General features: G+C 65.0%; 13 protein-coding genes. 10 read left to right on the plus strand and 3 right to left on the minus strand.

Translation table 11 applies throughout. The features are described from left to right. Positions 1-105: 105 nt before the first annotated feature. Positions 106-615 (minus strand): hypothetical protein, encoded by a 510-nt coding sequence (locus tag HKW67_RS01545; protein ID WP_171223721.1) that lies wholly within the window; start codon positions 613-615, stop codon positions 106-108. 163 nt (positions 616-778) lie between these two features. Between HKW67_RS01545 and HKW67_RS01550 the strand changes: the two genes are divergently transcribed. From HKW67_RS01550 to HKW67_RS01575, 6 genes are all read left to right on the plus strand, one after another. Further along, positions 779-3,034 (plus strand): hypothetical protein, encoded by a 2,256-nt coding sequence (locus HKW67_RS01550; RefSeq protein WP_171223722.1) that lies wholly within the window; start codon positions 779-781, stop codon positions 3,032-3,034. 246 nt (positions 3,035-3,280) lie between these two features. Next, a complete protein-coding gene (locus tag HKW67_RS01555; RefSeq protein WP_171223723.1) occupies positions 3,281-4,888 on the plus strand; it encodes a hybrid sensor histidine kinase/response regulator in 1,608 nt (535 codons plus the stop codon). Positions 4,889-4,947: 59 nt separating this feature from the next. Further along, positions 4,948-5,673 (plus strand): bacillithiol system redox-active protein YtxJ, encoded by a 726-nt coding sequence (ytxJ, locus tag HKW67_RS01560; RefSeq protein WP_171223724.1) that lies wholly within the window; start codon positions 4,948-4,950, stop codon positions 5,671-5,673. Between the two features lie 241 nt (positions 5,674-5,914). After that, a complete protein-coding gene (locus HKW67_RS01565; RefSeq protein ID WP_171223725.1) occupies positions 5,915-7,588 on the plus strand; it encodes a hybrid sensor histidine kinase/response regulator in 1,674 nt (557 codons plus the stop codon). A 43-nt stretch (positions 7,589-7,631) separates the two neighbouring features. Continuing rightward, positions 7,632-9,752 carry a M1 family metallopeptidase gene (locus tag HKW67_RS01570; RefSeq protein ID WP_171223726.1) on the plus strand — a complete coding sequence of 707 codons (2,121 nt, stop codon included), beginning with the start codon at positions 7,632-7,634 and terminating at the stop codon, positions 9,750-9,752. Positions 9,753-9,882: 130 nt separating this feature from the next. Next, a complete protein-coding gene (locus HKW67_RS01575; protein ID WP_171223727.1) occupies positions 9,883-11,865 on the plus strand; it encodes a methyl-accepting chemotaxis protein in 1,983 nt (660 codons plus the stop codon). Positions 11,866-11,877: 12 nt separating this feature from the next. Here HKW67_RS01575 and HKW67_RS01580 read toward each other — a convergent pair whose 3' ends face one another. Further along, positions 11,878-12,831, minus strand: a complete 954-nt coding sequence (locus HKW67_RS01580; RefSeq protein ID WP_171223728.1) for a hypothetical protein — start codon at positions 12,829-12,831, stop codon at positions 11,878-11,880. A 268-nt stretch (positions 12,832-13,099) separates the two neighbouring features. Between HKW67_RS01580 and HKW67_RS01585 the strand changes: the two genes are divergently transcribed. The 3 genes from HKW67_RS01585 (at position 13,100) to HKW67_RS01595 (ending at position 16,892) form a co-directional block, all read left to right on the plus strand. Continuing rightward, on the plus strand, positions 13,100-14,074 hold the full coding sequence (locus HKW67_RS01585) for an ATP-grasp domain-containing protein (RefSeq protein WP_171223729.1): 975 nt from the start codon (positions 13,100-13,102) through the stop codon (positions 14,072-14,074). Then, entirely contained in the window at positions 14,074-15,129 is a 1,056-nt protein-coding gene (locus tag HKW67_RS01590) for an LLM class flavin-dependent oxidoreductase (RefSeq protein ID WP_171223730.1), read from the plus strand. The genes HKW67_RS01585 and HKW67_RS01590 overlap by 1 nt, the downstream gene beginning before the upstream one ends. 206 nt (positions 15,130-15,335) lie before the next feature. After that, on the plus strand, positions 15,336-16,892 hold the full coding sequence (locus tag HKW67_RS01595) for an amidase family protein (protein ID WP_171223731.1): 1,557 nt from the start codon (positions 15,336-15,338) through the stop codon (positions 16,890-16,892). Between the two features lie 172 nt (positions 16,893-17,064). On the opposite strand, the gene argJ is transcribed toward HKW67_RS01595, so the two are convergent. Further along, on the minus strand, positions 17,065-18,243 hold the full coding sequence (argJ, locus tag HKW67_RS01600; RefSeq protein ID WP_171223732.1) for a bifunctional glutamate N-acetyltransferase/amino-acid acetyltransferase ArgJ: 1,179 nt from the start codon (positions 18,241-18,243) through the stop codon (positions 17,065-17,067). Between the two features lie 78 nt (positions 18,244-18,321). Here argJ and HKW67_RS01605 point away from each other — a divergent pair, with 78 nt between their 5' ends. Further along, on the plus strand, positions 18,322-20,370 hold the full coding sequence (locus HKW67_RS01605; RefSeq protein ID WP_171223733.1) for a M1 family metallopeptidase: 2,049 nt from the start codon (positions 18,322-18,324) through the stop codon (positions 20,368-20,370). Positions 20,371-20,447 lie beyond the last annotated feature (77 nt).

The following is a 20,447-nucleotide window of genomic DNA, read 5'->3' on the forward strand; positions in this document are numbered from 1 at the left end:
GGTGTGAATCGGGGGCTGCAGATGAACCCATCTCCTCACGAATGGTGCCATATGCATCCCACGCCGGATGCGGAGACGCGCCAACCGAGCGCGAGATCTGCCGCGCTATTCGTCGTCGCAGCGATCCACGGTCCAGCCGGTTGCGCCTTGGCGTCCGGCGCAGACCCAGCGGCCTGACACCGCGGCGTGTTGAAAGAAGCCGATCCGCACCGTGAAGGTCGTTGCACTGGTGAACACGAGCGACTCCGCGAAAATCTCCACGCCCCGCTTGCCCGACTCGGCCTCCACGACCTGCGCGCGATCGAACACCGACGATTCGCCGCGCTCGATCCGACAGGCCGAGGCGGGGCGCAGCGCGAAGGGAACGGATTCCGCGAGCGCCGAGAGGACCGCTGCCGGCGGATCGCCCATTTGCACCCGCACGCACACGATCTCGAGGTCGGCACCGCGACGGACGTCCTGAAGCGAGCGATCGATCGACTCCCGAAGCGCCACGCTGGTGACCTCGTCCGTGGCTGCACTGCGCACTGCCGAAGAAGCCATCGGTCCGCGCGCGCAGGCCAGCGACAGTGCACAAGCCACGAGCAACGAAAACGCCTGAAGAGTCGAGGTCATGCCGAATCGTAGTCCGCGAGGTGAGCGGCGTCACGGAAAAGGACCGCATCATCACAATCCAATAAAGCGATCTCGTCTGTTGGGTGACAACCGTCACCGCGCGTGCGAACGATATAGCACAGCGTTCTCGTACCGTTCGTCCCTCCATTCGTCACCCCATTTCATGACGCCTTCGTTCTCGGTTGCGCATACCACCCGTCGCTGTCTCGCGCTGGTCGCAACCGCGCTGCTCGCCGCCTGCGGCGATCCCTCCACCGCCGCTGACCCCGCGCAACCGAACGATGCCGCGCTCGCCCGACAGGTCCGCAACACCACGAGCACGATTCAGGTGAACGTGAGCGGACTACCCTCGGGTACCGCCGCCGCGATTGGCGTGACCGGACCGAATGGCTACGCGCGTACGCTCACCGGCACGGCCACGCTCACCGGACTGACGAACGGGAGCTACACCTTCACCGCCGCGTCGGTGATCGCCGGCGGCTCCACCTACGCCACCTCGCCCACGACCCAAACCGTCAGCGTCACCAAAGGCGCGACGGCCACCACGTCCTTCGTCTACGGCGTCGTGGTCACCACGGGCTCTTTGGGCGTGTCGATCACCATGCCTGATGCCACGCCGGCGTCCGTCACCGTGACCGGCCCGAACGGCTATAGCGCCGCGCTGAGCTCCTCCGCGTCGCTGACGCAGCTCTCACCCGGTACGTACACTATTTCGGCCGCGACGGTCACCAGCGCCCTCGGCGTATCGCTGGTGCCAACGCCCGTCTCGCAGACGGCCAGCGTCACGGCTGGTGCCACGGCCTCTGCTGCCGTCGCCTACGCCGCGACGAACGTCACCCCCACGCCCGGCCTCAATCTGCAGATCCTCGGCATGTACATCACGCAGAGTGTGCAGACGATGAACGGCGGCGTGCCGCTCGTGTCCGGGCGCGATGGTGTCCTCCGCGTCTTTGCGCTCGCCAACGCCTCCAATACGGCGCGCCCGTCCGTGCGCGCCCGCTTTTTCCAGAACGGTACGCTCGTCTCCACCCTCACGGCGGCGGCCCCGGCCGCGTCGGTGCCCACCGCCGTGAACGAAGGGTCGATCACGGCCTCGTGGAACATCGTGGTGCCGGGCGCGCTGTTGCAGCCTGGCCTCACCGTGCTGGCCGATGTCGATCCTGACAACGCCGTCGCCGAAGACCTCGAGACGGACAACCTGTTCCCGGTATCCGGGACGCCGCGCGCGCTCGACGTGCGCTACGTGCCCGCGCTCGCCGTGCGCTTTGTGCCGGTGCAGCAGGGCAACGGACTGCTTGGCACCATCTCCGACGCCAACGCCGCGGCCTTCCTGACGCGGACCCGCGATATCCATCCGCTCAACGCAGTCACCTCGAGCACGCGTGCGGCCTATACCACGACACTGAACATCAGCAGCGACGGCACGAACTGGAGCCCCCTACTCGGCGAACTGCGCGCCCTGCGCACTGCCGACGGCGCCTCGCAGAACTACTACGGCGTGGCAAAGGTGAGCTACTCGAGCGGCGTGGCTGGCATCGGGTACATCGGCGCGCCGGTCTCGATGGGCTGGGATTATCTGCCCAGCGCCAGCGAAGTGATGGCGCATGAACTTGGGCACAATTGGGGTCGGCAGCACGCGCCCTGCGGCGGCGTGGGCGGACCCGACGCGAACTATCCATACGCCGGCGGTACGATCGGTGTGTTCGGCTTCAACGTGCGCTTGAATCAGCTGTTGTCGTCGAGTACGGCCGATCTGATGGGCTATTGCTCCCCCACCTGGATCAGTGATTACACCTATCTCGGTGTGATGTCGTATCGCGGGACGTCCACCACCTCCGCGACGATCACGTCGGCGTCGGTGCAGCCGTCGTTGCTCGTGTGGGGCCGCATCGATGCCGATGGCGAGATCGAACTCGAGCCTGCCGTGCGTCTGACCGGCCGCAGCGTGCTGCCGGCCCGAGCCGGCAACTATACAGTCGAAGCCACCGACGCCGCCGGGAACACCATCTTCTCGGTGTCGTTCGACCCCGACCAGGTCGCCGACGAATCCAACACGCTCGACGACGAACACTTTGCTTTCATGATCCCGGTCAGCGACGCCGCGCAGGCGCGCCTCGCCACCGTGCGCGTGCGAGGCAAGGGTCGAGCGGCGGAACGTTCGGCCCGTGGCTCGCAGGCCGCTCTGGATGCCGCCGCGGCGAACGCCTCGGTGCGCGCCAACGGTGTCGGTCGGGCGCGTGTCCAGTGGAATGCGACGGCATATCCGATGGTGGTCGTGCGGGATGCGGCGAGCGGCGAGATCCTCTCGTTTGCGCGCGGCGGCAGCGCCGACATCGCCGCTGCCGGAGCGGACGTCGAGGTAGTCTTCTCAGACGGCGTGCGCAGTGCGAGCCGGAAGGTGAAAGTCGGCGGTCGCTGAGTCTTGCAGCGAGAAGCAGGGCGTGGGGGCACATCGCGTGACGCGATGTGCCCCCACGGTTTTCTATATGCCCTTAGCGTTGGCTAATGCATTCCGTGTTAGTTGAATATTCGCTTTGTGGAAAATCTGCATGAAGAATCCGTTATAACTCCGTAGCTCTGTTCGGACTATCGGTCCAGAATGCATGAAGTTATCCTCTCGCCACAGCCCCGCTCGCCCTGCCGCTACTCGGAGGCGCCGCACCAAGTGGACATTGGAAATGCATCCCGCAACGACGGCGTTCAGCCGACCGAGCCCGCCGAGCAAACCTTGCTGGCGCGTGAGGCGCTCTTCCGCACGCTCGCGGAGTCGTCGCCAACCGGTGTGTTTCTCGCGGACGCGCACGGAACGCCGACCTACGCCAACCAGCGACTGCTTGACTGGTTTGGATTGCGACTCGACGAGTTTGCCACGGGCAGGTGGCTCGATTGCGTGCATCCGGCCGACGTCGCGCAGGTTCGCGCGGGAATGGAGCGAAGCATCGGGAAGGCGCAGAGCTTCGACGAAGAGTATCGCGTCGTAGTCGACGGGCATGTCCGCTGGATTCGGGTGCGCACGCAGGCGGTCATGTGTCCCAAAGGCACGACGGTAATCGGTCAGGTCGGCTCGGTGCTCGACACCACCGGTGAACGCGCGGCCGCCGACGAGCGCGATCGACTGCAAGTACAGCTGGAGGAGGTGCGGCGGCTCGAGTCGCTCGGACTTCTCGCCGGCGGCGTCGCGCACGATTTCAACAATCTGCTGGTCGGTATACTCGGGAACGCATCACTTGCCCGCGCGGTGATCCCGCTGGACGCTCGCGGACACGAGGTGCTCACGGACATCGAACAGGCCGCACACCGCGCGTCCGAGCTCACCAAGCATCTGCTCGCGTACGCGGGCCGCGCGCGCGTCGAACGGCGCACGGTGATCATCAGTGATCTCGTCGCTGATGTGCCCCGACAGGTGGGTGCGTACATCCCGTCCGTCGTTTCGCTCGCCATCGAGTTGCCACCGTCGTCGCCGATAGTCGACGGCGACGAGACGCAGCTACGTCGGGTATTGCTCAGTCTCATCACGAATTCCGTCGAGGCATTCGGTGATGGGCATGGGCGCGTGGACGTCACGGTATCGCGTGAACACCTCGATGCAGCGGCGCTGTCCCACGTCGCGCTCGGTACCTCGCGTGAGCCCGGATGGTTCGCCGTGATCACCGTGCGTGATACCGGCATCGGCATGAGCGCCGATGTCCAGGCGAAGATGTTCGATCCGTTCTTCACCACCAAGGGTCCCGGACGTGGCCTCGGGCTGGCGTCAACGCTCGGTATCCTGAACGGACACGACGGCGCGATCGGCGTGACGTCGCAACATGGACACGGGACGACCATGCGCGTGCTGCTTCCCCTGGTCCGTGGACTGACGCCGTATCCAGGTACCCCGGTGATCGACGCGTTCGCGCGCGTGGAGTCGGGTGTGATTCTGCTGGTCGACGACGATACGGGGGCGCGCACCGCTGCGCGTCGGATTCTCACGCGCGTGGGCTACACGGTGGTCGAGGCGGCCGACGGGCGTGAGGCCCTGGACCTGTACGACCGAATGACCGAGCCGCCGCGCGGCGTCGTGCTCGATCTCGCCATGCCGGTGATGGGTGGCGCGGAGTGTCTTCGGCAGCTGCGTCTGCGAGGAAGTGTCGCACCAGTGCTCCTGATCAGCGGGTATGACGCCGAAGACGAGGCCCAAGGGCACGTGCGGCGGGGCGAAGCCCGCTTCCTGCAGAAGCCGTACACCGCTCGCGGACTCCTCGACGCCTTGCACGATACGCTCGCTCCCGTCTAGCGAGCGTTCAGCGTTTCGCAAACCCTGCAATCAGGTCGCGTGATCGAGTACTCTTCAGCATGCCTGTAGCGCTGCTGACTGACGGTGCGTTTTCCGCTGATGTGCTCGCCCACTCGGGACTCGTTGTGGTCGACGTCTGGGCCGAATGGTGCACGCCGTGCCGAGCCCTGGTCCCGATTTTCGAAGCACTGGCCGTGCGCTTCGACGGCCGGGTTCGCGTGGCCAAACTCGATGCCGACGCCAATCTGGAAACGGTCACCCGCTACGATGTTCGCGCCCTGCCGACGGTCTTGATCTTTCAGGGCGGCGTGCTGGTTGAGCGGCTCAGCGGAGCGCGCGCTCTGGGCTCTTACGTCGATGCCATCGAGGCGCATCTGAACCGGGCGGGCATGGCCGTGACCGCGGTGTCGTCGCTGGAGCGCGCCGTGGCGCCGCTCCCGCCGACCCCCGCGGAGAGCCATGCCATCCGCGAAGCGCGGGAGCTTCTCGCGCACGGCGAAGCGATGCTGGTCTTCAAGCACAGCAACAGTTGCCCCGTGTCGTTTACCGCCAAGCGGCAATACGATCAGTTTGTGGCGGCCAATCCCGACGTGCCCACCCGACTCGTGATCGTGCAGCAGGAGCGCGAGCTTTCGAATGCGCTGGAGACGGTGAGCCGTCTGCGGCATGAGTCGCCGCAGGCGCTCATCGTGCGTGAGGGGCGGGTGCTTTGGGATGCCTCGCACGGCGGCATCACGAAACCGCGGCTAGAGCAGGCCTTTGTGACGGTGCAGCCTCACGGCTGATACCCCGGGCCTGTTGGCCGTCGTCTCGACGGTGCACTTGACACGCAGCCAGTCGGCTGCATTGCCGAGCACGGCAGGAAGTCCGTAGAATCCTTCCGATACCGCTACCACGTCGCTCGGGAAACGCGCCCGATTCTTGCGAGTGTGCAGCGTGCGGATGATCGATTCCCGATCACGGCGAATTCGTCCTCGAGTTCGACATCGCGATCGCAGTACGCACCACGTCTCGGAGTTTTCGTCGATGACCATGAACGCAGAGGGCCAAGTGGCGCGCGTGGTCGGATACGTCGCCGACGTCACTGCGCCGATACGCCCGGAGTCGGATATTCAGCGGTACTCCGAGCGACTGCGTCGCCTCTCCGATATCATCGTGGCGTTCAACGTGGCGGGTCACGTCGGCGATGTCGTGCAGGGACTCGGCGACGAACTGCGCCTCATGTGCGCGGCCGACCGTGTCGACGTCGACGTGCTGCGCGGCGTGCGTCGCACCGAGCATCATGCGGTCGGCGATGTGCCCATCCTCTCCGTCGGGCTCAGCGACGCCGCCAGTGAGCCGCTGCGCATTACGCTCGCGCGACGAGACGGTAGTCGACTGGGCGAAGTCGTACTGTCGCGCGCGTCGGCACCGTTCACGTCCGACGAGATTTCCATCGCCGTGCAGGTGGCGCAGGTGGCCGCCGTGACGATCGAGAATCTCGACCTCATCGATGCGCTACGCGATGCCGATCAGCGGAAGGACCGTTTCCTGGCGACCCTCGCCCACGAGCTGCGCAATCCGCTTACGCCGATCGTGAATGCGGTGGCCATGCTCGAGCGTGTGGCTGGCTCACACAGCGGGGTCGCGCGTGCCAAGGCGACGATCGACCGACAGTCCAGTCAGTTGGTCCGTCTGATCGACGACCTGATGGACGTCAGTCGCGTGACGCAGGACCGCCTCGAATTGCGTCGGGAAGTGGTGTTACTGCGTGATGTCTTCGAACTGGCCTTCGAAGCGGTGCGGCCGATGATCATCGAACGCAATCTGCACCTGACCGTCAACATGCCGGACGAATCGATTGGGTTGTTCGTCGATCCGGCACGTCTGGCGCAGGCCCTCACGAATATTCTCAGCAACGCCGTGAAGTACACGGACCCGAATGGCGACATTCTGGTGGCCGTGCACATGACGACAGACGACGTGCGCATCGAAGTGTCCGATACCGGAATCGGCATTCCGGCCGAGCAGCTCGAGCACGTGTTTCAGATGTTCTCCCGCGTGTACGACCATGGCAGTCGAATGCCGGCCGGGCTAGGGATCGGACTGGCGCTGGCACGCCGACTGGTGGAAATGCACGGTGGCACCATGACCGCGCACAGCGCGGGTGTGGGGCAGGGCAGCACATTTCGCTTTACCTTACCGCGCGTCGTACGTTCCGATTCCCATCACGATGAGCTCCTCAAGGTCGACGCCGATCGGTCGCGTGCGTCGGAGAACGTTCCCGATAGCCCGTTGCCCATGTCTACTCCTCGGTTCGTGCCAGTCGTCGCCGGTCGGCGCGTGTTGGTGGTCGACGACAACATCGACGCCGCCGACAGTCTTGCCCTGCTGCTCGAGCGCGAGGGCCATCAGATCTCCGTCGCCTACGACGGGGAGCACGCGGTGCGGGTCTATGCCGAACAGCGTCCGGAAGCGGTCGTGATGGACATAGGCCTGCCGCTCCTCGACGGCTACGAGGCCGCCCGGGCCATGCGCCTGGCACAGGGTGACCACCCCCTGCTGCTCATCGCACTGACGGGCTGGGGACAGGGCGAGGATCGTCGGCGCTCGCAGGAAGCGGGGTTCGATCATCACCTGGTCAAGCCGATCTCGCCCAGGACCATTCACGCGCTACTCGTCGAGCATACACGCCTCGCGCCGTCAGCCCCGACGAGCTAGACATTCAGGGACGCAGGTTCATCGATCCCCGGCCCCTCTGCCGATGTCTCCGTTTCTTGTCGTTGCTCGTCCCCACCGCTTAATCGCCGCCGCGCTGGTGTTCTGCCTGGCCGCCGCGCCCGGACTCCTGCGCGCTCAGACCGCGGCCGCCACCGCCGCGTCGGCGTCAACTCCGCCGCGTGCGATCCGGCGCGACGTGCCGATTACCAACACCATCCGTCGCGCTTACGCGGCTGGAACCCGTGATTCAACGGGGCGTCCGGGTCGGAGCTACTGGCAGCTCCGTACCGACTACGCGATTGACGTCTCGCTCGATCCGGCCACGTCGCGACTGACCGGTAAGGCGCGCATCACGGTGCACAACAGCAGCCCCGATCAACTGCGCGACATCGGTCTTCGGCTCGATCCCAACCACTTCCTCGGCAACGCCCCGCACGCGGCGCCCTGGGTACCCGCCGAAGTGACCGACGGCATGGTCATCTCGCGCATGACCATCGACGGTAAGCCGGTCAATCTCGCGTCGAATGCCGTCCCCGCAGGCGACGGCGGATCGGGCGCTCGGGCGATCGTGGCCGCGCAGCAGAACGCCGCCAATGCGCCCTCCGGCGAAGCGGTGCTGCGCAACGGCCGCTCCACGTCGGCCAGCGTCCGCCTCGGCACGCCGATTGCCGCCGGCGCCAACGCGGTGCTCGAGATTGAATGGTCGCATAAGCTTCCCGGCGGACCAGGCACCGGACATCGCATGGTGCAGCGATGGGCCGACACGCTGTATCAGCCCACTCAGTGGTACCCGCGCGTCGCCGTGTATGACGACTTGCGAGGCTGGGACAATGAGCTCTATGTCGGACCGTCGGAGTTCTACAACAACTTCGGCACGTTCGATGTGAACATCGACGTGCCGGCCGGTTGGATCGTGAGCGGCACCGGGGTGCTGAAGAATCCTGATCAGGTACTCACCGCGGCCGCACGCGAACGCCTCGCCAAGGTCTCGCAGTCCGACGCCGTCACCACCATTGTGGGCCCCGATGAAATCGGTCCGGGGCAGGCCACTGCTACGGGCAACGCCAACGGACGACTGGTGTGGCGCTTCCACGCCGACACGGTGAACGATTTTGCCTGGGCCACGGCCAAGAAGTATGTGTGGAACGCAACCCGGGCCACGATCCCCGGCAAGGGTGCGATCCCGGTACACATGCTGTTTCTGCCCGGTCGTGCAAACCTGTTCGCCAAGGCGGGTGAGATCAGCCGCCACGCGCTCGAGTTTTACTCGAAGCTCTGGTTCCCGTATCAGTTCCCGCAACTCACGCTGCAGGACGGACCGAGTTCGGGCATGGAATATCCCATGGTGATCAACTCCAACTCGGGCGCGGCCGACCACGAGACGGGGCACCAGTGGTGGCCGATGGTCGTCAGCAACAACGAGACGTGGTACGGCTGGATGGACGAGGGATTCAATCAGTACATGAACATCCTCTCCGATGCCGACGCCGCCTCGAAAGCGCCGGTGTTCGATGGGCTTGGCCAGAACTACGGACGCACCAGCGGCGCCGAAGCCGAGCCGCCGATGATGTGGAATGCGAACTACGCCGGGCCCGGCTTCTACGGCTTCACCACGTATCAAAAGACGCCGCTGATGCTGTCGGCGCTGGGTGGCATCGTCGGCGACAGCGCGGTGCAGCGCGCGCATCGCGAGTGGGCGCAGGCGTGGATGTTCAAGCATCCGTCGCCGTGGGACTACATGTTCTTCATGAACAAGGCGCTCGGTCGCGATCTCAGCTGGTTCTGGAACAGTTGGCTGTTCACCACCGAAAGCGTAGACGGTCGCTTGGCCAGCGTGAAGACGCAGGGCATCCGGACCACGGTGACGGTGGCACAGGACGGCAATATGCCGTCGCCGATCGTGCTCGACGTGAAGTTCGCGGCGAAGGGACCGGCCATTCGCCTCATGAGGAATGCCGTCATGCTCGATAGCCTCACCGCGCGGGTCACGTGGCCGGTGGACGTCTGGTTCAACGGAAGCCGGACCTTCACGGCCGACCTCGTGTTCGGCGGTCGGAAGATCGAACAGATCACGCTCGATCCAGCCCGGCGCTCTCCCGATCGCAATCCGGCCGACAACGTGTGGCCAGCGGCGGCGCCGCCAGGCTCGTCGCCCACGAAATAGTTTAAGACTCAAGTACTTCGGCGACCGTCCCGATAATTCAAGAGAGCGCCTGCCAACCATTCGGTTGGTGGGCTCTCTCGTGCCGGCAACGTAGTCGGCCACATTGGCTGGCCTCCTGTGCTCCGTCGCCATGTTCGCCCTTCGTTCGCTGCGTGCTCGTTTACGCGCCATTGCATTGATTGGAGCCGTCGGCATACTTGCCGTCGCTATCGCTGGTCAGGTCGCACTCCGCGTGGCGAAGTCCGCCACGGCGGATCTTGGCCATAACAACGTCGCGCAGCGCTATCAAATGGATAGCGACATGATGCATGACGCGATGCGCGCGGACGTGCTCGAAGCGATGCTCATGGGCCAACGCGGGGACAGCAGCGGTGTCAACGCCGCGCAGGAGGCACTTCGCGAGCACGAGGCGCGATTCGTAGCGTCGCTCGACAGTGCGGCGGCGTCGATCGAGGACGCGACGATCGTGGCGTCGCTGCCCGAAACGCGAAAGGAAGTCGTCGCGTACGCCGACGCCGCCGCGGCGGTGATCAACGTGGCGCTCGGCGATTCATTGCAGGCGCGCGCGACCTATGAAACCTTCCGCACGCAGTTCACGGTTGTCGAAGGGCGAATGGAAGCATTCGGCGACGCGATTCAAGGCAACTCGCGCGCAGTCGAAGCACGCACGGCGTCTCGCTTTTCGCAGGCCACGCAGTTGATCTGGGCCATCTTTGCCGTCTTCTTCGTGTTCGGCCTGACCTACGCGTGGCGCATTGCGCAAGCGTTGGGTACGCGCATGGATCGCATCGCCGCGCAGGTCACGCTGTTGCAGGAACAGGGGGTCGAAGTCGTGTCGCGTGCGCTCGCCGCCCTCGCCCGCGGCGAGATGCTGCCCACGCACGCTCACACGATCGCGCCGCTCGATGATCGGTCGCCGGATGAACTCGGCGCCGTCTCGGCGGCGGTTGATCGCATGGCCGGTGAATGCGCGGAGTCGCTCGCGGCCTGCGTACGGGCGCAGCACGCGGTCACGCACACGGTGCAAGAGATCGAACGGATCGCCGGACAGGCCCGTCAGGGCGTGCTCGATGGGCGCAGTGACGTCGCCGCAGTGCAGGGCCGCTACGCCGATGTGCTGGCCGGTGTGGATGGGCTCATGACGGCCATTGCGACGCCACTCAGCGCCGCGCGGCAGGCGTTGGCCGAAATGGCGGACCGCAATCTCGAAGCGCGCATGGATGGCGAATTCGCCGGCGAGTTTGCACACGTGCAAGAGTCGCTGAATACCGCAGTGCGGAACATGTCAAGCACGCTCGGGCAGGTGCGCGCGGCGGCTTTTCAGGTCGACGACGCCGCCACGCAACTGTCGTCGGGCAGCCAGCAGTTGGCCAACGGCGCCTCGACGCAGGCCGCCAGCGCTGAAGAGATCAGTGCATCGGTCACCGAATTGCAGACGTTGGCGCAGCGCGCCGCGACCCAGTCCGTTGAAGTGCAAGCTGCCGCGCGGCTCGCGCAGGAGAGCGTGCAGCTCGGTGCCGAATCCATGGTGGCGATGGGAGAGGACATGCTACGCATCAAGCAGTCGGCCGATGCGACGCAGCGCATCGTGAAGACCATCGACGAGATCGCGTTCCAGACGAACCTGCTCGCGCTCAACGCCGCCGTCGAAGCGGCGCGCGCCGGTGACGCCGGTCGCGGCTTCGCCGTCGTCGCCGAAGAAGTGCGCGCGCTGGCGATCCGTTCCGCCGAAGCGGCCAAGCAGACGGCCGCCCTGATCGAGGAAGAGATTCAGAATGTGGGTCGTGGCGTGGCACGCGAGCAGTCGGTGCGCGAGCAGCTCGTCACCGCACGTGCGCAGGTGGAGCGCGTGGGCGTTGTCGTCGAGGAGATCGTGACGGCGTCGGCTATGCAGGCACGGGGACTCGATGAGGTCAGCCGTGGTGTAGCGCTGATGAGCGAGGTCACCCAGACGGTGGCCAGCAACGCCGAGGAGAGTGCGGCCGCTTCCGAAGAGCTGCTGGGGCAGGCCGGTGCGCTCGCGGAGGCGGTGCGCGGGTTCAAGACGCGTGATATCGAAACGCGTCAGGACGACACGCGCTCGTTGAATGCGCGTCGCCGAAAGGTCGCGTAGAGTGGCGCCGCCTTATTTGGACCAACGATAGCTCGCGCGGGTTGTCGAACGGGTTTCGATCGCGCCGGTCAGCGGCGACTGCATATTCACCGACACGTCGGTCACCGACTCGGCCGGTCGTAGTGTACGGCTCTCCACCAACATCGTCGTGAGCGAGGTGGTTTCCGGCACTGGGACGTTGTCGAGCATCGACTCGTCGGCGATGCCCATCTGCTTGAGCATGGCGAGCATGGCGGGTTTCATCGTCTCGCGCGTGATCACGAGTTTGGTCCCGAACTTCCAGCATGCCGACAGCTGCGAGTCAGCGGGGCAGTCGGCCGTCCCCTCGTAGCGCACGACACGCCTGGCCTGAAACGTCAGTCCGTCAGCGCCGGGGAAGGGCAGATCGGACATGCGCACCAATGTGTCGCCAACCGCCCAGCTTCTGGCTGTAAAGTCGGCGTTGGTCGTTTCCCATCCAAGGGCGACGGTCGCGGCGATCGACTGGATACTCATCGACTTCCTGACCGCCGCTATCGTGGCGGGCGGAGCGCTTGCCAGCTGCTGAAGCAGGGGTGCCAGCAACGCCTCCATCTGCTGTTTCGTGGCGAGCGTGTCGTCGAGACGTAGGAACACGCCGCTGGTGGACACGATGTACGTGGAGCGCATCGCGGCCATCGCCGCTGAACTGATTCCCGATGGACCGGTCGTTGGTCCCGATTCCACCGTGCCCGGGCCGGTCTGCACTTGCAATCCCTCGGCGTGGCGGGCCACCGCCAAGCGCGAGCGGGTCACGGTGACGGTGGAGTCGGGCTGACCGGGTACGTTCGACTTCGCGACGGTGCGCGTGACGAGATCAGCCGAGGTACCCGCCGGCCACGCGAACTTTGGTGCCACGGCCTGCGCGGAGAGGGCGGACCACGCCGGCGCGAGGGCCAGCACGGCGGCGAACAGGGGGAACTGACGGGAGAGGAGAAGCATGCGCATTTGGAAGGAGAAATGAGTCAACAGGTGGAGCATTCCCCAGCATTCTAGTCGTCTGTTCCGGCGCCGCGCGACTGATAATGCAGACTCAACTATCTCAGCACTTGACTAAAGCGTCGTTCGGCTGCTAACCTCCGCAAACAACTGAGATCGTGGTCATTTGCCGCCTATTGCCGCCACGTAAAACAACGAGCTAAAACGCGACTGCCCGGGCGAACCAATAGCTCGGGCTTTGTCGTTTGGGACGGCGCCATCGCTACCGGAGCTCCTCATGTCCACGCGCCCCATCGCCATCTATCACGAGCACCCTGACTGGTTCCGCCCGCTGTTCGCGGAGCTGGAGCGTCGCGGGATTGCGTACGAGCGGCTCGATGCCGCCGCGCACGAATTCGAGCCGGCCAACACCGACACGCCGTACTCGCTGGTATTCAACCGGGCCAGCCCGTCGGCATATCTGCGCGGTCACGCCCAAACCACGTTCTACACGCTGCACTGGCTACGTCATCTGGAGCGGCTCGGCGTTCCCGTCGTGAATGGTGCCGACGCCTACGCACTCGAACTCTCGAAGGCTACCCAACTCGATCTGCTGCGAGAACTCGGACTTCCGTACCCGCGTTCGCGCGTGATCAACGATCCGTCGCGTGCGGTGGCCGCCGCTCGCGGCTTCCGCTATCCCGTGTTGGTCAAGGCAAACGTAGGCGGCAGCGGCGCCGGCATCGTGAAGTACGACTCGGAGCAGGCACTGGCTGATGCCGTGGCGGCCGGTGTGGTGGACCTTGGCGTCGACGGCACTGCGCTCGTGCAAGAGGCGGCGCCGCTGCGCGAGGGGCACATCACGCGTGTGGAGACGCTCAACGGCAAGTACCTCTACGCCATCAACGTGTTTCCGGCCGCGGGCTCGTTCGATCTCTGCCCGGCCGACGCGTGCCAGACCACGAATGGTGTAGAACTCGTGCGCGGCGCGTGCGCCATCGACGCGCCCAAGTCGGGCATGCGCGTGGAGCGCGCCGATCCGCCTGCACACATCATTGCCGAAGTCGAACGCATCGCGCAGGCTGCCAAGATCGACGTGGGTGGCATTGAGTATCTCGTCGATGACCGCGACGGCCAGCACTACTTCTACGACGTCAACGCGCTGTCCAACTTCGTGGCCGACGCGATCAACGTGGTCCGCTTCGATCCGTTCGAACGCTTGGTGGACTATCTGGCGGAACGTGCCGGCGTGCTCGACGCGGTGGGGGCATAATGCGTTTCGGCTACTGGCTCCCGGTGTTCGGCGGCTGGCTACGCAACGTGCCCGACGAGGGCATGGAGGCGAGCTGGCCGTATGTGCAGCGACTCGCACGGCGCAGCGAAGAGATCGGCTACGACCTCACGCTCATCGCCGAGCTCTTTCTCAACGACATCAAGGGCATCGACGCGCCCGCCCTCGACGCGTGGTCGACGGCGGCCGCGCTGGCCGCGGTGACCAGCCGCCTCGAGCTCATGGTGGCCGTGCGTCCCACCTATCACCATCCCGCCACGCTCGCCAAGCAGGCCGCGAACATCGATCGGATCAGCAACGGGCGTCTCTCGCTGAATGTGGTGTCGAGCTGGTGGAAGGATGAAGCACGGCGCTACGGCAGTCAGTTCGACGAACACGACGATCGCTACGCGCGCACGGCCGAATGGCTCGACGTGTTGCATGGCGCATGGTCGCAGTCGTCGCTGAGCTACCACGGCAAGTACTACCAGGTCGACGAGCTGATCGTGCAGCCGAAGCCGATCGGCAGCCGTGGCCGCCCGCATCCGGTGTTGTACGCCGGCGGCGAGTCCGACGCCGCGAAGTCACTGATTACGCGCGCCTGCGATGCGTACGTGATGCACGGCGATCCGCCCGATCGCGTAGCACCGAAGGTGGCCGACATGCAGCGCCGTCGTGACGCGGCTGGTCTTGCGCCGATGCAATACGGCATGGCTGCCTACGCCATCGTCCGCGATACCGAAGCCGATGCGCAGCGCGAGCTCGAGCGCATCACCAACGTGCAGCCGGGCTCACCGGGCTTCAATAACTATCAGGACTGGATCGCCAACACGCAGCTCGATCAGCACCTCTCGCTGCAGGATTACTCCGTGTCAAACCGCGGCCTGCGCGCTGGTCTGGTCGGCACGCCCGAACAAGTGGCCGATCGGGTGCGCGAGTTCGAGGCGGCCGGTGTCGGGCTGTTGCTGCTGCAGTGCAGTCCACAGCTTGAAGAAATGGAGCGATTCGCCGAGCAGGTGATGCCGCTGGTCCGCTCGCCGAATGTGCTGGCGGCCTAGGTCGCCACCGCGAAAGGCAACAGCGACAGCGGGAACACGGAGTCGGCGGATTTCACCGGTCACACAGATAAGCAAAGGGCGCTTTTGCTTATCTGTGATGTCTGCGTCATCCGCCAACTCCGTGTTCCCGCTGTTGTTTTTGCCGTTGCCTTTTGCTGTCGCCGTTTCGACCTGTCGCCACGCAACCAAACAGGTAATTTGGGTCCATGCCCAGACACGCCCAGCTCGCCACCGCTCTCCTCTTCGCCGCTGCGTCAGCGACGTCGCTCTCCGCGCAATCAGCCCGTCGACCCTTTCGGATTGAAGAAGCGACCATCGCGCAGATTCACGCCGCATTCAAGGCGAAGACACTCACCTGTCGCGCGCTCACGAAGGCATATCTCGATCGCATCGAGGCGCTCGACAAGCGTGGCCCGGCCATCAACGCGATCATTCTGGTGAATCCCGATGCGTTGGCCGTGGCCGATTCGCTCGACAAGCGATACGCAACTGGCGGGCCCACCGGCCCGCTACACTGCGTTCCGATGATCGTAAAGGACAACTTCGAGACCGTTGGCATGCAGACCACCGGTGGGTCATTGGCGCTCGAGGGGTGGAAGCCGCTGCAGGATGCCACGATGGTGCGGCAGATCAAGCACGCTGGGGCGATCGTGCTGGCGAAGTCGAATCTCGCCGAATGGGCGTTCACGCCGTACGAAACCGTGAGCTCGATACTGCCCGGCTACACGCACAATCCGTATGCCCTCGATCGGGTGACCGCCGGTTCCAGTGGCGGCACCGCCGCCGCCGTCGCCGCCAGCTTCGGCGCCGTCGGACTGGGCACCGATACCGGCAACTCGATTCGCGGCCCCTCGGCGCATCAGGCGCTCGTCGGCATTCGCTCCACCATGGGGCTCACCTCGCGCGCCGGCGTGATCCCGCTCAATGCGTCGTCCGACGTGGCTGGCCCGATGGCCCGCACCGTCGCCGATGCCGTGGCCGTGTTCGATGTCGTGGTGGGCAGCGATCCGGCAGATTCCGTCACCGCACCGGCCGACGCGAAGCGCAGTGCCTCGTACGCAGCCTTCCTCGTGCGCGGCGCGCTCAAAGGCGCGCGCATCGGCATTCTTCGGCAGGCGTACGAGCGTCCCACGCTCGATCCGGAAGTACAGCGCGTCTTCGAGCGCGCCGTCGCCGACCTGCAGGCCCAAGGCGCCGTCATCGTGGAAGCGCGGGTCGACTCGCTCGACGCCATCCAGCGCCGACAGCAGGGTGGGTGTAATCGGTTCAAGGCCGATCTCGAGCGTTACTTCGTCGCGCGCGGTTCGAACGCACCCGTGAAGACCATCGACGAGGTGCTCCGCAGCCGGAAGTTCCACCCCACCGTGGAGCAGCGTCTCCGCGACGCCGCGCAGTCCACCGAAATGCCCGAGGCCAGCGCCGGCTGTCAGAGCCGTGAGCGCGTGCGGTCTGCACTCCGCGACGCCGTACTGCAGATGATGGACTCGCTCAAGATCGACGCCGCGATCTATCCCACGTGGAGCAATCCGCCGCGCCTGATCGGTGACCTGAACACGCCGCACGGCGACAACAGTCAACTCTTCTCGCCAAGCACCGGCTTCCCGGCCATCACCATGCCGATGGGCTACACGCGCGACAATCGATTACCCGCCGGCGTGAGCTTCCTGGGGCGGCCCTGGAGCGAAGCGCGGCTCATTCAGCTTGTGTACGACTACGAGCAAGCCACCAAGCATCGTCGCGCGCCGGTACTTCAAGCGCGCTGAGCACATTCAAGCAACTGTGAAAGCAAAAGCAACAGCGGGAACACGGACATGACTGATGACACCGATGACACCGATAAACGAAAAATCGCACTTTGCTTATCTGTGTAATTCGTGAAATCCGTCGACTCCGTGTTCCCGCTGTTGCTTTGGTAGTTGCCGTTGCCGCCGCCGTTCAACTGCTGTAGTACGACGCGTTCTCGTCGACGTAGCCCTTGGTGAGATCGCACCCGTAGGCGATCGCCTCGCCGTCACCGACGCCGAGTGACACCGAAAGATCTACCACTTCACGCGAGAGCGTCTCGCGTACCACCGCATCGTCGAAGGCCAGGCGCTCGCCGTGGCCCACGACTTGGAAGCCGTTGATCCACGCATCCGTGGTGGCCGGACGGATCGTGCAGTCGAAGCACTTGCCGACCGCCATCAGCAAACGGCCGACGTTCGGGTCGGCGCCGTGCACCATGGTCTTCACCAGCGGCGAGTTCAGAATCGACTTGGCGACCACATGCGCTTCCGTCTGGTTGAGCGCACCGCGAACCGTCACGCGCACCAGATGTTCGGCGCCCTCGCCGTCGCGCGCCAGAATCTCCGTCATACGACGGCAGCCCGCCGTGAGCACCGCGAGAAATTCCGCCTCGTCGACGGCGCCGGCCAATCCGTTGGCCAGGATCGCGCAGGTGTCCGACGTGCTCGTATCGGTGTCGACGGACAGCATGTTGAATGTCGGCGTCACGGCGGCCCGCAGGAGTCGATCAAGCGTCGGCGCGTCGAACGCTGCATCGGTGAAGATGTACGACAGCATGGTGGCCATGTTCGGCTCGATCATGCCCGACCCCTTCGCCACCCACGTGATCGTGGCCGTGCCGACCGACGCCGAGAGCGCTTTCGGATGCGTGTCCGTCGTCATGATGCCCTCGGCGCCGACCATGGGATTGTCTTGCAGATCAGACGTCATGCCGGCGATGCCCGCCTCGATCTTCTCGATCGGCAGCTGCACGCCAATCACCCCGGTCGAGCTCACGAGCACGCGATCCGGAGCCGTGCCCAGTTCGGTGGCGGCCGCCATGGCCATCCGCCGTGCGTGCTCCACGCCACGGGTGCCTGTCGCGACATTGCTCACCTTGCTGTTCGCAATGATCGCCCGCAGCACACCGCCCTTGATCGTTTCGCGACCGAGAATGATCGGCGCGCCGGGAAAATGATTGCGGGTAAACACGGCCGCCGCAGCGGCGTCGACCTCACTGGCAAACAGCGTCAGATCGCGAGCCGACGGCTTCAGGCCGACATTGCGGCTGGCGCAGCGAAAGCCGCGTGGAAACACCGGCGTCGCATGAAAAGTGATGGCGGAGGACATACCGAAAGCTACTATCATTCGTGGGTACGACGTAGCCAGCACCTCGGGACCCGCCCTTTCCCTTCGCTCCGCGTCCGCATGTCCACATGCCCTGTTCCTCAGCCGCGCGGTACGATGGCGCGTCGGCTTCTCCCGCGTGGTGCGGCCGCTCTGGCGACACGGCTCGCCGCCGCCACGTTGGTCGCCACGGCTGCCGCCGCGGTGGCCTCCGCGCAGTCTGCGCCGGCCGGCACCGCACGGCCACGCGCCGTGTCCGATACGTCGGTGTTCGCACCGCTCGTGCTGCCCACGCCCAACGAATCGCGCAGCGGCAGCGGCGCGCCCGGTGCGAAGTACTGGCAGAACCGGGCTGACTACACCCTCGCCGCCACGCTCGATACGGCGGCCAAACTCGTCAAGGGCGAACTCACCCTGCGCTACACGAACCGGTCGCCCGACACGCTGCGCTTCATGTGGTTGCAGGTCGAGCAGAACGCGTTCCGATCCAGGTCACTCAACTCCTACATCTTCCCCGAGGAGTCCCGCTTCGGAGCCCGCGGCTTCGAAGGCGGCTACACGTTCTCGAAGCTCGATCAGCTCGTGGCGTCGGCCAAGGGCGGGGCGCCCAAGCGGTCGCCGCTCGCGCGCCGGATGAACGAGACGATGATGAAAGTCGATTTCGCCGAGCCGTTGGCCCCGGGTCGCACCGCCGTGCTGGATATGGCGTGGACCTTTCCGGTGCCCGAGCACGGCGCCGATCGCATGGGGCGTGATGGTGCGCTGTACGAGATCGCGCAGTGGTTCCCCCGTGCTGCCGTGTACGACGACGTACGCGGATGGAACATCGAACCGTATCTGGGCCAGGGCGAGTTCTATCTCGATTACGGTGACTACAACCTGGCCATCACCGTGCCGTCCGGATACATCGTGGCCGCGACCGGCGCGCTGCAGAATGCGCGCGAGGTGCTCACCCCGACACAGATCGCTCGTCACGCGGTGGCCGCGAAGTCTGACACGGTGATCCGGCTGATTACCGCCGATGAACTGGCCAACGGGAGCGCGCGCCTGCGCACCACCGGCATGATGACGTGGCGGTTCAGCGCGAAGAATGTGCGTGACGCCGTGTGGGCGGCGTCGCCCGACTTTCAGTGGGATGCGTCGAGCTGGAAGGGGATCATGGCCTACGCCTACTATCGCCCCTCGGCGGCGGTGAATTGGCATGACGCGGCCGACCAGTCGCGCATGTCGATCATCGAATACTCGGAACGCTGGTTCCAGTATCCGTGGCCGCACATCTCGGCCGTGGAAGGACCGATCAGCGGCATGGAGTATCCGATGATCGCGATGGAGAACATCAGCAACGACATCTACGATCTGTACAACGTCATCACGCACGAGATCGGACACATGTGGTTCCCGATGATCGTCGGCAGCAACGAACGGTCGTACATGTGGCAGGACGAAGGCTTCAACACCTTCATCAATACCTTTTCCGAAGGTCGTCGCTATCCGGAGCGTGGCGATCAGCTCGCACGCGCGGCCGAAGAGCGGCGAATGGTTGAGCAGTACATGGTGCAAGGCGTCGACAAGCCGGTCGACATCAATCCCGATCGCATCAATCCGGCGTTGCTCGGTGAAGCGGCGTACGTGAAGCCAAGCGTTGGCCTGCAGCTGCTGCGTCAGGAGATCCTCGGACCTGAGGCGTTCGACGACGCCTTCCGCACGTACATCGCACGGTGGGCGTACAAACATCCCACTCCGGCGGACTTCTTCCGCACCATGGAGGACGTCAGCGGCCGTCGCCTTGATTGGTTCTGGCGTCAGTGGTTCGTCGAGAATGCGCGGTTCGACCAGAGCGTCGACAGTGTGGTCACGCGCACGAAAGGTGACACGACCTTCGTCGGCGTGTTGTACGGCAATCGCGAGCGCGGTGTTTTGCCCGTGCGCGCGCGCTTCACCTTCAGCGATGGGACGACACAGGACTACGTGTATCCCGCTGAAGTCTGGAGCACCAACTCACGTCAGTACGTGCGCGAATATGCGTTCGTGAGAAAGCAGCTCGTGCACCTCGAGCTCGACCCTGAGCAGCGCCTGCTCGACGTGGATCGGAAGAACAACAGCTGGGGGACGAAGCGTATCACGCCGTGACGAACTCATGCGTCAACATTAAGATCGCTTTAACTCCTATTTGCTGAAACGTGAAAAAAACGGGACCAAGTACAGTT

Origin of the sequence: Gemmatimonas groenlandica (assembly GCF_013004105.1) — a bacterium.
GTDB classification, from domain to species: Bacteria; Gemmatimonadota; Gemmatimonadetes; order Gemmatimonadales; family Gemmatimonadaceae; genus Gemmatimonas; species Gemmatimonas groenlandica.

Excerpts from the sequence above, each read along its gene's own strand:
- argJ (WP_171223732.1), bottom strand. The coding sequence starts at position 18,243 with ATGTCCTCCGCCATCACTTTTCATGCGACGCCGGTGTTTCCACGCGGC.
- HKW67_RS01545 (WP_171223721.1), bottom strand. The coding sequence starts at position 615 with ATGACCTCGACTCTTCAGGCGTTTTCGTTGCTCGTGGCTTGTGCACTG.
- HKW67_RS01570 (WP_171223726.1), top strand. The coding sequence starts at position 7,632 with ATGTCTCCGTTTCTTGTCGTTGCTCGTCCCCACCGCTTAATCGCCGCC.
- HKW67_RS01580 (WP_171223728.1), bottom strand. The coding sequence starts at position 12,831 with ATGCGCATGCTTCTCCTCTCCCGTCAGTTCCCCCTGTTCGCCGCCGTG.
- HKW67_RS01590 (WP_171223730.1), top strand. The coding sequence starts at position 14,074 with ATGCGTTTCGGCTACTGGCTCCCGGTGTTCGGCGGCTGGCTACGCAAC.
- HKW67_RS01605 (WP_171223733.1), top strand. The coding sequence starts at position 18,322 with ATGTCCACATGCCCTGTTCCTCAGCCGCGCGGTACGATGGCGCGTCGG.
- HKW67_RS01585 (WP_171223729.1), top strand. The coding sequence starts at position 13,100 with ATGTCCACGCGCCCCATCGCCATCTATCACGAGCACCCTGACTGGTTC.
- HKW67_RS01575 (WP_171223727.1), top strand. The coding sequence starts at position 9,883 with ATGTTCGCCCTTCGTTCGCTGCGTGCTCGTTTACGCGCCATTGCATTG.
- HKW67_RS01595 (WP_171223731.1), top strand. The coding sequence starts at position 15,336 with ATGCCCAGACACGCCCAGCTCGCCACCGCTCTCCTCTTCGCCGCTGCG.
- HKW67_RS01550 (WP_171223722.1), top strand. The coding sequence starts at position 779 with ATGACGCCTTCGTTCTCGGTTGCGCATACCACCCGTCGCTGTCTCGCG.
- ytxJ (WP_171223724.1), top strand. The coding sequence starts at position 4,948 with ATGCCTGTAGCGCTGCTGACTGACGGTGCGTTTTCCGCTGATGTGCTC.
- HKW67_RS01565 (WP_171223725.1), top strand. The coding sequence starts at position 5,915 with ATGACCATGAACGCAGAGGGCCAAGTGGCGCGCGTGGTCGGATACGTC.